Source organism: Mesorhizobium sp. P160927, from assembly GCF_057766385.1.
Genome location: NZ_JBYMDW010000001.1, coordinates 5,589,295 through 5,601,146, shown reverse-complemented (window position 1 = coordinate 5,601,146; position 11,852 = coordinate 5,589,295). Strand labels below are relative to the sequence as shown.

At 61.8% G+C, this 11,852-nt stretch carries 10 protein-coding genes; 3 read left to right on the top strand and 7 right to left on the bottom strand.

Features of this window, described 5'->3' with window-relative positions; genetic code table 11:
* Positions 1-131: 131 nt before the first annotated feature.
* From AC3CB8_RS27450 to AC3CB8_RS27420, 7 genes are all read right to left on the bottom strand, one after another.
* Positions 132-1,256 (bottom strand): DUF2333 family protein, encoded by a 1,125-nt coding sequence (locus tag AC3CB8_RS27450; RefSeq protein WP_023770324.1) that lies wholly within the window; start codon positions 1,254-1,256, stop codon positions 132-134.
* Between the two features lie 103 nt (positions 1,257-1,359).
* Complete coding sequence (locus AC3CB8_RS27445) at positions 1,360-2,661, bottom strand: DUF6638 family protein (RefSeq protein ID WP_352566654.1); 1,302 nt, start codon at positions 2,659-2,661, stop codon at positions 1,360-1,362.
* Positions 2,662-2,798: 137 nt separating this feature from the next.
* Complete coding sequence (locus AC3CB8_RS27440; protein ID WP_352566656.1) at positions 2,799-4,709, bottom strand: AAA family ATPase; 1,911 nt, start codon at positions 4,707-4,709, stop codon at positions 2,799-2,801.
* 24 nt (positions 4,710-4,733) lie between these two features.
* Positions 4,734-5,879, bottom strand: coding sequence for a hypothetical protein (locus tag AC3CB8_RS27435; protein WP_023794068.1), 1,146 nt, complete (start codon positions 5,877-5,879; stop codon positions 4,734-4,736).
* A gap of 40 nt (positions 5,880-5,919) precedes the next feature.
* A complete protein-coding gene (locus tag AC3CB8_RS27430) occupies positions 5,920-7,008 on the bottom strand; it encodes a hypothetical protein (protein ID WP_352566659.1) in 1,089 nt (362 codons plus the stop codon).
* A gap of 319 nt (positions 7,009-7,327) precedes the next feature.
* The gene (locus AC3CB8_RS27425; RefSeq protein WP_023770321.1) at positions 7,328-7,717 is read right to left on the bottom strand and encodes a c-type cytochrome; all 390 of its coding nucleotides are present in this window, start codon (positions 7,715-7,717) and stop codon (positions 7,328-7,330) included.
* A gap of 129 nt (positions 7,718-7,846) precedes the next feature.
* Complete coding sequence (locus AC3CB8_RS27420; RefSeq protein ID WP_140665126.1) at positions 7,847-8,458, bottom strand: thymidine kinase; 612 nt, start codon at positions 8,456-8,458, stop codon at positions 7,847-7,849.
* Between the two features lie 262 nt (positions 8,459-8,720).
* Between AC3CB8_RS27420 and AC3CB8_RS27415 the strand changes: the two genes are divergently transcribed.
* The 3 genes from AC3CB8_RS27415 to choV all read left to right on the top strand — a co-directional run bounded on the left by AC3CB8_RS27415 (position 8,721) and on the right by choV (position 11,825).
* Positions 8,721-9,656: a choline ABC transporter substrate-binding protein gene (locus AC3CB8_RS27415; RefSeq protein ID WP_023770320.1), complete on the top strand. Its 936-nt coding sequence runs from the start codon at positions 8,721-8,723 to the stop codon at positions 9,654-9,656.
* A 136-nt stretch (positions 9,657-9,792) separates the two neighbouring features.
* The gene (gene choW, locus AC3CB8_RS27410) at positions 9,793-10,647 is read left to right on the top strand and encodes a choline ABC transporter permease subunit (RefSeq protein ID WP_023770319.1); all 855 of its coding nucleotides are present in this window, start codon (positions 9,793-9,795) and stop codon (positions 10,645-10,647) included.
* Positions 10,644-11,825 (top strand): choline ABC transporter ATP-binding protein, encoded by a 1,182-nt coding sequence (choV, locus tag AC3CB8_RS27405; protein WP_023770318.1) that lies wholly within the window; start codon positions 10,644-10,646, stop codon positions 11,823-11,825. The genes choW and choV overlap by 4 nt, the downstream gene beginning before the upstream one ends.
* The last annotated feature ends 27 nt before the right edge of the window (positions 11,826-11,852 follow it).

The following is an 11,852-nucleotide window of genomic DNA, read 5'->3' as shown; positions in this document are numbered from 1 at the left end:
GGCTCCGCTTGCCGCGCCGTATAGAAGCCAGAGCAGGGGCACTTCCGCCGTCTCAAAACAGCCGCACAATGCACGGAATGCGACAGACGCGACGACGCAAATCCGCCATCGCGAGTGTGCTGTGGGCAGCGCTACTGCGTCAGCACGTTGCTGATTTCGACCATGTTCGAGCGCACCCGAAGCACGTAGAAGCCCATCGTCGTCAGATGGGTGGGCAGCAGCCAGCCGTCCTCGCGGCCATTGGCGATGATGAAGGGCTGGATGCGCAAGGCCGACACGAACTGCGCGTCCATCGTGTCCCACAGGCTCTGCAGGTGCTTTTCCTTGATGACGTCCTCGAAGTCGGCCTGGGCACCCTTCATCAGGCCGTAATAGGCATAGAGCTGGCCATAGGCGAACCAGTAGCGGTCGTCGGCGCGAGTATCGAACCAGCCATTGTTGTGGTTCTCGGCACGCTCCTTGAGGATGGCGGAGGTCGAGCCGATGTCACTGGCAATGCGATCGATATACTGCTTCAGATTGTCGGCGCGGGCATCGAAAGTGGCCTGGCAGGTGGCGAGCCGGGCATTGAACGAACGCAGCTTGCGCACGGCGTCGCGATAGTAGCTCGGCGTCGGTGTCTTCGGTCCAAACGGGCTCACGCCGAAATACCAAGTATACTCGTCGAACTGCAGATTGCCACGCGCGTCCTGCAGGTCGGCATCGATCTGCGAGGTGGTGCGCACGCGGCCGAGATTGTCGGCAAGCTCGGTCGCCGTGCGTCGCACCGCCTGGTTGATGCCGCGCTGGAAAGAGGCCTTGTTGTCCATCCACGGGGTGTTGTCCCAGTCGATGCCGAACAGGCCGAGCTTGTAGAGGATCATCGACGAGATCCAGGCATTCTGGTTGACGTTGAAGTCAGTCAGGTCCGCCGCCACCTGGGCGATGCCGGAGTTGCCGCAAGTCTTGGCCGTGTCGGTGCCGGCGCCGGCGGACACCTGCTCACCGGCGGAAACGTTGCGCTTCTCGAACGTGTAGGTGTCGGGATAGTTCGGATTGAACTTGTTCCACCACTGGGTGGCGTAGAAGAAGTTGGCGTAAAGGCCGATCAGCACCAAAAGAGCCAGCCCGACCACGGCCTTCAGGATCCAGCCGCGTTGCGTGTACCAGCGGCCGGCCCACATGAAGGGCCACAGGATCACGCCGATCAGAAGGCCGATGCCGCGGCCGATCCACTGGAACAGCCTGACGAAGAAGTTCACGATCGGGTCGAGCATGGCTGTATCACCCCCTCGGCACGATGCCAAAAAGTTGCAGACTTTTTGGATAACATCATGCACCAAAACAACAAGTTAGAACGGAATGACGGTTCATATCGTTCTAGTCGGTCAGGCCGTAGAGGCGTGTGCGAAACGCCGCCTTTTCCTTCAAATATGTGGTTTTCAGAACGTCCACAACATGAGATCGCCAGGCGTCGCTGAAGCCGTCATAGTCCTTGTAGAAGCCGTCCTTGTTGAAGATATAGCGGGACACGAAGTCCGACGGCACGAAATCCGAGATCAGCCGGTTGGTCAGCCAGGCGTCGGGATGGTCAGGCTTGGCGCGGACCACCAGGAAGCGCTGTTGCGGGAAGACGTCCTCGATCTTGAGATGGCCGAGCTGGGCAATCTCGCGCTTGGCGGCGTTGAGGAAGGGAAAATTGCCGTCCCTGGTGATCAGGTCGGCATGGCTCTGGATCCAGGTCTGCAGCCAGACCTTGTCGACATCGGTCAAATTGCGGTTCGGCTCGGCGTCGCGGATCAGCGCGCGCACCACCATTTCGGCGCGGTGCTCAAGATAGCCCGAGGTTTCGATCCAGGAGGCGCGCGGCAGTTCGATGCGGCCGGTGGCGGCGAGGAATTTGAACACCTTGTCGGCGTCCTTGATGGAGAGATAGCTCACCTGCCAGGGCCGCGAGCGGCGGAAACCGGGGGCGGCCGGATCGCTGATCACCGTCGTCATGTCGGGATCGACGAACACGTAGAGGCCGCCGAAATGGCTGGTCCAGTAGGCGTTGTGGCGGAAGATCACCTGGTCGGGCACCAGCGCGTTCTCTCTGATGTCGCCGCAGATCTTGGCAAGTTCCACCATGCGGGTCAGCATGGCATTGTCGCGCCAGGCGTCGGGCTCCTGCTTCAGCCGGTCGACGAGCTTGCCGAGTTCAGCAGCCTTGCCCAACACGTCCTCGGCCGACAGCACCTTGAACTCGACCTGGCTGATCGACAGCAGGTCCTCGATGTCGTTCACCTTGGGAACGGAATCCTCGATCTCGCCGTAGATCACGTCCTTGATGGTCAGCGCGTCTATGGCGCGCTGGTTCGTGGACATGAATTCGAACATCAACTGCGAGGTGTTCGAGAAGGCCGTGTGCACCACCGGCAGGTCGATCTGCGAAGGCGTCAGGATGATGAAGCGGCGGTTGACCTCGTTGGGATCGAGATAATCGTGGTCGCCACATTCCTCCGCAACTTCAGGAGAAAAGCCGGTGCGGTCGATCTGGAAGCTCTTCAACTTTGTCGGCTTGAGACCGAAAGCCGCCAGCGCCTTGTTGTAGCGCTGGATGAGATGCGGCTCGTCGACCGTGAGCAGCCGCCCATAGATGAGCTCGTTGTCACGGAGAAGGTCGGGTTTGCGGACGGTCATGTCAAAGAATCCGAAAGGCTTTGCCTGACAAGGCGAAGCGCCAACGTTGACGTCCCCCTCTCCCCGTGAAGGACGGGGAGAGGGGGGCATCGACGTTGGAGCCACAGTTTTCGGCACCCGTGGGCAACGAAGCAAATTCACGCATTCCACAGACCCTTCTTCTTCATCTCCTCCATCTCACGCGCCGCGCGTTCGCGCAGCCTTGCGTCGCGCAGCAGCTTCTCCACCGCGGCATCGTCGGACTTGTCGGAATAGCGGAACTCGGAATCGGCGTAACGATTGATCTCCTGCATGACCATGTCCATCGAGAACGGCCCGCGCAATTCCTCGATCATCGCTTTCTTGTCGTCGTAGCCCTTGTGCATGAAGGCTTCCGGCTTTTCGAACCAGTCGTCGGGAAGCTCGATGTCCATGGCACGCATCTTGATGGCGTCGGTGACGTTCTTGATGGCGCGGCCGGTGAAGCGCGGCTCGGCATCCTTGATCAGGTGCAGGTAGGTGCCAATGTCGGCCATGGTCTTGGGCGCGCCATTTTCCTTCATATAGCGCTCGTAGACCCTCACCAGTCCGTCCTCCCGCGGCTTTTCATGCTCTTCATAGGCCTCGGTCACGGCGCGCTGGATCTCCTGCGCGGCGTAGAGCTCGTGCTTGCCCAGGGGGATTTCGTGATTCTTGCCGGCGAGCAGCACAAAAATGTCGATATAGTCGTCGCGGGTCTGCGGCCCGTCGACCAGCCAGCGGGCGCCGGCGCGCTGGCGCAGGGCATCGTCGACATTCTCGGGATAGTTGGAAAACATGCCGAACGAGCAATTGCCGCGCACCACGGTGGCAGCACCGGCGAAGGCGTCCATCAGCACGCCGGTGATCTCCTGCTGGCCGGCCGAGGCGCGATCGTCGGAACGGCGGGCGGCCACCTGGTCGATGTCATCGATGGTACCGAAGCCGATGACGCGCGGGTTCAGGACATTGTTGATGAACTGGCGGCAGTTCTGGCCCGACTTGCCCTGGTAGGACGAAATCTGGTCGACGCCGAAATTTTCATAGGCAAAAGGGTAGCCGGCGACCTGGCAATAGCCGTTGACGAGGCCGGCGATCATCTGGATCAGCGTCGTCTTGCCGGTGCCGGGCGCGCCGTCGCCGATGAAGGTGAACAGGAAGCCGCCGAGCTCGACGAACGGGTTCAGTTCACGCTCGAAATCATAGGCCATCAGCATCTTGGCGAGCTTGACCGACTGGTATTTGGCGATGTGGTTGCCGACCACCTCTTCCGGCTTCTTGAAGGTCATCACCAGCGGCTTGGAGCGCTTGCCGGGCGCGACGTCGAAGCCGTCGAGGGTGAAGTCGTCGGCGTCGATGCGGATATGGGCGTTCTCGAATGGGCCGATGCCGTCGAAGCGGCTTTTGCGCGCCAAAAGCCCGTCGATGGCGACGCGGGCGAAGGCGCGCGACCTGGTCATTAGGTCGGTGTCGTCGGATGCGCCGGTAACCGCCTTGTCGAGACCGGCCAGGATCGACTTCACCGCATCCTGTGGCGTGTCGAAGAGAAAATCCGGCTCGGGGATGTCGTTGGGCGCCTCGCCATCGCTGTCGATGAGCTGGAACAGATACGAGGCCAGGCTGAAGGCCGAAATATAGGCAGAAGCCGACAGCAGTTTCTTGAAGGTGGACGCCTCGTCGCCTTCGAGCGGCGCGCGGACATTCCTGGCCTGAAGGCTTTCGAGATCGGAGCCTTCGGCGAAGACGTCCGATACCGCCAGCGCAATTGCCGTGCCGCGCCTGGCGCGAAACAAAAGCGTGTGCTGCGGGATGGTCAGCAACTGGTCGTCGGGATGAACGGCGCCGACCGTCTTCGACAGCTCGACCTCGCGGGTGCGGCGCACCGAACCGACCGAAACGGTGGAGACGAAGCGGCGGTTGGTGCCGGCCAATGCCGTGCCGGATTCGCGTGATGGATCCTCCAGCACGACGATGCGGGTGATGAAGCTCTGCGCGGTGGCGCGGTGTTTTTCGATAGCCGCTTCCGGGATGGTGGTCAGGCCGGTGTCCATGAAGGGTGCTCCGTGGTGTGACGGTCAGACGTCTGAGATGACCTGCCCATTCGACAGGATGTGAACCTTGTAGCCGCCAAAGATCTTCTGTGCTTCGCCGGCGGCGTAAAGCGCCTGGTAGGCTTCGTGCGGGATCAGCGCGTGGTTTTCATAGCTCGACACGCCCTGGCGCGCGGCTTCCAGGTCGTCGGTGTTGATGAAGAATTCCTGCGTCGTCTTCTCGCTGGAGAACAGGCCCTTGCGGCCGGGCTTCTCGCCCTTGGAATAGACTTCCTGGATGGTCCAGGTCAAAAGCCAGGCATTTTCGGGCTTGCGCACCTTGGCCAGCACTTCCGTCACCGTCGAATTGTTGTCGGTGATGCCTGCAGAGTAGAAGGGGCCAAGTACCACCCGCCTCAGCTGCTTGGGGTGCAATGGCTCAAAATCCTTGTCGAGATTGACCGCGATGGTCGCCGGCGACAACGTATAGGCCGAATTCTTCTCGGTGAAATCGTCGAAGCGGTGGGCAAGCTCGGGGTTGAGCAGGCCGTCGACGGGCAGCGGAATGTCGACCTTGTCATTGAGCTTGCCGCTCCGGTCGACAAGCTGGCGGACCATGCTTTCCGAGGAATCCTCCACCGTCACCATGTAGACCAGCGGCAGGTTGGCGCTGCCGTCGAAGGTTGCCCAGTGGACGAGATAATAAGGCCGCGCCGTCTTCGGATTGACCGACACCTTGGCCGTCTGCGCCAGCGTGAACGGGCCGAAGGTCTGCTCGCTCTTGACGTCTTCGAGATAGAGTCGCTCGGCCATCGATTTCTGCAGCGCCTCGGGGAACTCCTTGTGGCGCAGGATGAAGTCGGCCATCTCCTCACGCAGCTCGCCGGCCTGGGGGATGTTGGCGAGCCGCGCGTCGGCCTGCAGGCGGTCGTTTTCCAGTTCAAGCAGGTTCTGGAACACCGGGTAGCCGCTCTCGGCGCGCGAAATGCGGAATGTGTCCATGAAGCCCAGCCGGTTGCGCCAGCAGGAAAAGGACTTGTCGAGCCGGGCGATGTACTCGGCAACGATCTTGGCGACGATGCCGTGCCGGTAAAGCGGCGAGCGGTCGTCGCGCATGAACACTTCAAGGCCGCTGAGCGCGGCCGTGATTGCCGAGAAATACCGCGCTGCGGCGTCGTTTTCGGGGGTCATGCTATCAGTCCTGGGATTGTCGCACCGGTGCGCGCGGCAATTATGACTGCACGTAGTTGGCCGAATTGTGCTTCTTCAGCACCTCGTTGAAGCGGCGGGCAAAGGCATCGTCGGCCAGCTTCTTGCGGCGCTGGATGTCGGCGCTGGCGACCATGTTCTTTTCGTGCATCTCCAAGAGATCGCCGATGTGCTTCTGCGAGGCGGCGCCGATGCCGGCCATGGTTTCCTCGGCCGTGTTGTCGACCTGGCTGCCCAGCGTGTTGATCTTGTGGGCAACGTCCTGCTGGGCGGCGGTCTTCAGCGAGTCCTCGAGCGCCTTGTAGAGCACGATGCGCTGTTCGGTATCGATGGTCAGCTTGTTGATTAGCGTCGACTGCGCGGCGATCTGGTTGTTGAGCGAATCCACGAAGGTCTGGAACATCGAGGTATAGCGCTCCAGCGTCTGGCTTTCGGCCAGCAGTTCCTGTTCCTTGGCCTGCTTTTCATTGTATTCGGTGGCGAGCTTGGAACGCTCGCCCTCGAGCTGCGTGCGGTCCTTCTGGCTGGTCGAGGCCGCGATCCTGTTTTCGATGTCGAGCAGCATCGGATTGAGCTCCTCGATGCGCTTCTGCACGGTTTCGAGGTTGGTCATGGTGGTCTTGCGGCGCTCGATCACCTGCGACAGGCTGGCCTCGGAGGTCTTGTAGCGCTGGTCGAGAATTTCCTTCTGCGCCTTCAATATGCCGACGATGGTATCGGACTTGGCCAGCAGCTCCTGCAGGTTGCCGGCGAGCGACATGTTGCGGACGCGGTCGGTGCGCATGCGCTGCTTGCGCTGCGCCGAAAAAACGCCGACGAAGTTTTCCCAGCCGGTATAGTTCTTCATGCTCTCGAACTCGGCGCCGAAGACGTTGGTGGCGTCCTCCAGCCCGATGATGAGGTCGGCGATGTTGCCTTCCATCACCTTCTGCTGTTTCAGTACATCCTCGATGCGGGCGTTCTCGATGTCGAAATTGGCGTCGCCGATCTTCTTGTCGGCGGTTGCGAGCGTGTCGAGCACGGTTCCGGATTGCTCGATCTTGGTGCGCATGTCCTGGACGACCTGCTTGGTCTTGGCAATTTCGGCATCGAAATTCTGCAATGTCGCCATAGGGGCCTCCCGCTTCGGCTTCCGCTCGCTGGTTGCGAACAGCGGCGAATATATGTGGGGTATCCGGGGATTGAAAGACGTGAAGACAGTGCACGACGCGAAAACAAATATCCGGCCGAACCCTTGAAAGCCAATGGAGCCGTGGTCATGGCGTGATCAACTGGCAGGCCGAACCTTGTTCAGCTGATTTTGAACTTTGATGCCGGCAAAGCAATCAGTCCACGCGGAAGCGAATGGCTCCTAACCCCGACAACAACTGGCCATTTGCAGCCCCACACGGCGGCGCAAGTCCGCCCGTCCGACGACGAACGGCGTCTGCTCAGGGTTTGGGGTCGGCCTTCAGATAGGCGATGACGTTGGCGATGTCGTCGTCATTGTTGAGGCCGCCAAAGGCCATCCTGTTGCCGGGCACCTTCAGCTTTGGCGATCTGAGGTATTCGGCAAGATTTGCCTCGTCCCAGACGAGACCGGCAGCCCCCGCGCTTTTCATGGCGTCCGAATAATGGCCGAGGAAGCTTTCGGCGGTTCCCGCCTTGCGGCCGACGACGCCCATCAAATGCGGGCCGACCTTGTCGCGGTCGGTCGCCGCCTCATGGCAGGCCATGCATCGGTTAAAAACATGTTTGCCCAGCACAGGGTCGCCCCCGGCCTGGGCGGTAACGGAGGTGGCAAGCAGAAGAAGGCTGGCGGACAAGACGGCTCGAAGCATGGCTAACCCCGGGAAGCTCTGACTGAGGACGGGAAAATAGGGCGCTGACCTTAACAAAGGCACCATAGAACGGCGCGACTGCAAGGGGTGGCAGCCGGCTACCAGACGCCGACGCCCCAGCGAGCCACTTCAGCGGCTGATAAAGCCGATGAAGTCGTCGGGGGCCGCGCGGCCCATTTCCTCTTCCCAATGCCGACGGCAGAGCGAGACGTAGACGTCCTTGCCGATCGCCACCTGTTCGCCCTGCCGGGCCACCTTGCCGTCGGGACCGAGGCGCACGACCATCGTCGCCTTGCGGCCGCAACGGCAGATGGTGCGCACTTCGCGCAGATCGTCGGCGATCGCCAGCAGCGCGCGCGAGCCGGGAAACAGCTTGCCCTGAAAATCGGTGCGCAGGCCATAGCACATGACCGGGATGTTGAGCCGGTCGGCGATGCGGGCAAGCTGCCAGACCTGCTCCTCCTCCAGGAACTGCGCCTCGTCGACAAAGACGCAATGTACCGCCGTGTGCTGGTGATGCTCGGCGACGCGGGCGAACAGGTCGTCGCCGTCGCGGAACATCTCGGCTTCCGTTTCCAGACCGATGCGCGACGAGATCAGGCCGGTGTCACCTTTGCGGTAGTGGCCGGCGACGAACAGCATCGTCGTCATGCCGCGCTCGCGGTAATTGTACGACGCCTGCAACAGCATGGTCGTCTTGCCGGCATTCATCGTCGCGTAGTGGAAGTAAAGCTTGGCCATGCCGCCCTTTTAAGCCGACTTGCCACGCCTCGGGGAGGGGCCGGCGCCGCATTCCCCTGAAAAAGCCGCCGTTGCCGAGCCAGATTGGGCTTGGGCTCGGCACGGAAAGCGTCAGCGGTGTCGCTGATGGGCCAGCCAGCGCCGTTGATCGTGATTGTCTTAGCGCTTGAAACCACTCCAGAATGGTGTTTGGCTGACGAAACAAGGCGGGCACAAAAAACGTAACTTCGCGTCGCCAAAGAATTGAAATGGGAGAATACAGATGTCGCGTATGAATTCCTTCGTCGCCGGCCTAGGCTTGGCCGCTTACCTGTCCACGAGCGCCGCCTTCGCGGGCGATCCGGCAAGCTGCAAGGCGGTTCGCCTCTCCGATGTCGGCTGGACCGACATCCAGGCCACCACCGGGCTGGCCTCGGTGCTGCTCACCGCGCTCGGCTACGAGCCGCAGGTGATCCAGCTCTCGGTTCCGGTGACCTATGCGTCGCTGAAGAACAAGGACCTCGACGTCTTCCTCGGCAACTGGATGCCGTCGATGACCAATGACATCAAGGACTATACGGCCGACGGTTCGGTCGAGACCGTCAGCCAGAACCTGGCCGGCGCCGGTTACGGCATCGTCGTGCCGACCTATGTCGCGGATGCCGGCGTCAAGTCGCTGACCGACCTCGGCAAGTTCAAGGACAAGTTCAATGGCAAGATCTACGGCATCGAGGCCGGCAATGACGGCAATCGCATCATCCTCGACATGATCAAGAACCCGAAGGACAACCTCGACGGGTTCGAACTGGTCGAATCCTCGGAGGCCGGCATGCTGACGCAGGCCGAGCAGTCGATGAAGAGCAATGAGTGGATCGCCTTCCTCGGCTGGACGCCGCATCCGGTGATGGGCGCCATGAAGATCACCTATCTCGACGGCATGGGCGACAGCGGCTTCGGCGCGGCCACCGTCTCGACCAATGTGCGCAAGGGCTACATGACCGAGTGCCCGAATGTCGGCAAGTTCATCGCCAACCTGAAGTTCAATCTGGATATGGAAGGCCAGATGATGGACGCCATCCTGAAGGGCAGCGATGCCAACAAGGTTGCAACCGACTGGTTGAAGAAAAACCCGGATGCGGTCAAGCCCTGGATCGCCGGCGTGACCACCTTCGACGGCGGCGACGCGGCGGCGGCGGTCAAGACCGCCCTCGGAAGCTGAGCCGACTTTTGATTTCGGCGTGACCGAAACAGAGGGCAGCCTTTGTGGAAAAGGCTGCCCTTTTTCGTATCCTGTGACAAGATGACGTCGCGACAGTACGGGGCCGAAGGCAGAGCTCTGGCAAACGAGGGGTGAGATGGATCCGATTTCCAAGTTCATGGTCGATCACAAGATCCCGATCGGCGCCTGGGGAAAGGCGTTCTTCGGCTTCCTTACCGACAATTTCGACACGGTCTTCAGGGCTTTCTCGAATGGCCTCAATTTCCTGCTCGACGGGCTGGTCAACATTCTGCTGATGGTGCCGCCGGTGGTGCTCGCTTTGGTGATTGCCGTCATCGCCTGGCTGCTGCAGCGTTCGCGGCCGCTAGCCATCGGCGTTTTCCTCGGGCTGATCTTCATCATCAACCAGAACCTTTGGAAACAGACGGTGCAGACGCTGGTGCTGGTTGTCGCGGCGGCGGCGGCGGCGATGGCGATCGGCGTACCGCTCGGCATCTGGGCCGCGCACAAGCCGAAGGTCTATCGCATCATGCTGCCGGTGCTCGATCTGATGCAGACGCTGCCGACCTTCGTCTACCTGATCCCGGTGCTGACGCTGTTCGGTCTTGGCAACGCGCCCGGCCTGATCGTCACCATCATCTTCGTCATCCCGACCGCGGTCCGGCTCACCCATCTCGGCGTCGTCTCGGTACCGAAGTCGATCATCGAGGCCGGCGAGGCCTTCGGCGCCACCAAGAGCCAGCTGTTGTGGAAGGTCGAGCTGCCCTCGGCGCTGCCCACCATCATGGCGGGTTTGACGCAGTCGATCATGCTGTCGCTGTCGATGGTGGTGTTCGCGGCCCTGATCGGCGCCGGCGGGCTCGGCACGGAAATCAACCGGGCGCTCGGTTCGCGCCGCATCGATCTGGGCCTTGAGGCCGGTCTCGCCATCGTCGTGCTCGCCATCGTGCTCGACCGGATGACCCGCATTGGCGTTGGAGGCAAGAAATGACCGTCGCCGTCGATTTCAGGAATGTCGATATCGTCTTCGGCGCCGACCAGGCCGGCTCGCTGGCGATGATCGACAACGGCGCCACCCGGGCCGAAATACTCGAGAAGACTGGCAATGTGCTCGGCTGCGCCGGCGCCAGCCTCACCGTGCATGAAGGCGAGATCTCGGTGCTGATGGGCCTGTCCGGTTCGGGCAAGTCGACGCTGCTTCGCGCGGTCAACCGGCTCAACGTGGTGTCGCGCGGCCAGGTGCTGGTCAAGGACGGTGACCGCACGGTCGATGTCGTCACCTGCGACGAGCCGACCTTGCGGCGGCTGCGGCAGAAGCAGGTGGCGATGGTGTTCCAGCAGTTCGGCCTGCTGCCATGGCGCACGGTGGAGGAGAATGTCGGCCTCGGCCTCGAACTCGCCGGGGTGCCGGATGCAGAGCGCAAGGAGCGGGTGCATCGCCAGCTCAAGCTGGTCAATCTCGACCAATGGTCGAACAAATACGCCCATGAGCTGTCGGGCGGCATGCAGCAGCGCGTCGGCCTGGCACGTGCCTTCGCCACCGAGGCGCCTATCCTGTTGATGGACGAGCCGTTCTCGGCCCTCGACCCGCTGATCCGCACCAAGCTGCAGGACGAACTCTTGCAGCTGCAGGCGGAATTGAAGAAGACCATCATCTTCGTCAGCCACGACCTCGAGGAGGCGCTGAAGATCGGCAGCCACATCACCATCATGGAGGGCGGCCGTATTGTCCAGACCGGCGCGCCGGAAGACATCGTGCTGCGCCCAGCCAACGACTATGTCCGCGACTTTATCGCCAATGTGAACCCGCTCTCGGTGCTGACCGCCTGGAACGTGATGCGCGACCGCCGCGATCTCGAACAGGGCAAGGACGGCTGGGTGTGGCTCGACCGGCGCAAGACGACGCGCTTCAAGATCGACGAGCACGGGCTGGTGGCGGCGGCCGAGCGCGATGGCAAGCCGGCCGTGTGGGTGTCCTGCGCCGATGTCGAGAGCCAGCCGGAGGAGTTGGCGCAGGTGTTCTGGGCCAATCCCGGCACCTCGCTCAAGACCGTGATGCTGGCCATGCACCGGTCGCAGACCGCACCCGTGGCGCTGTTCGACGACCAGTCGCGCTTCGTCGGCGCGATCGGCATTCGCGATGTGCTGAGCGCGGTGCTGCGGCGCTGATGCATGTCGCCCAACCGTAACCTCGGT

Excerpts from the sequence above, each read along its gene's own strand:
- choV (WP_023770318.1), top strand. The coding sequence starts at position 10,644 with ATGACCGTCGCCGTCGATTTCAGGAATGTCGATATCGTCTTCGGCGCC.
- choW (WP_023770319.1), top strand. The coding sequence starts at position 9,793 with ATGGATCCGATTTCCAAGTTCATGGTCGATCACAAGATCCCGATCGGC.
- AC3CB8_RS27445 (WP_352566654.1), bottom strand. The coding sequence starts at position 2,661 with ATGACCGTCCGCAAACCCGACCTTCTCCGTGACAACGAGCTCATCTAT.
- AC3CB8_RS27450 (WP_023770324.1), bottom strand. The coding sequence starts at position 1,256 with ATGCTCGACCCGATCGTGAACTTCTTCGTCAGGCTGTTCCAGTGGATC.
- AC3CB8_RS27435 (WP_023794068.1), bottom strand. The coding sequence starts at position 5,879 with ATGACCCCCGAAAACGACGCCGCAGCGCGGTATTTCTCGGCAATCACG.
- AC3CB8_RS27420 (WP_140665126.1), bottom strand. The coding sequence starts at position 8,458 with ATGGCCAAGCTTTACTTCCACTACGCGACGATGAATGCCGGCAAGACG.
- AC3CB8_RS27430 (WP_352566659.1), bottom strand. The coding sequence starts at position 7,008 with ATGGCGACATTGCAGAATTTCGATGCCGAAATTGCCAAGACCAAGCAG.
- AC3CB8_RS27440 (WP_352566656.1), bottom strand. The coding sequence starts at position 4,709 with ATGGACACCGGCCTGACCACCATCCCGGAAGCGGCTATCGAAAAACAC.
- AC3CB8_RS27415 (WP_023770320.1), top strand. The coding sequence starts at position 8,721 with ATGTCGCGTATGAATTCCTTCGTCGCCGGCCTAGGCTTGGCCGCTTAC.
- AC3CB8_RS27425 (WP_023770321.1), bottom strand. The coding sequence starts at position 7,717 with ATGCTTCGAGCCGTCTTGTCCGCCAGCCTTCTTCTGCTTGCCACCTCC.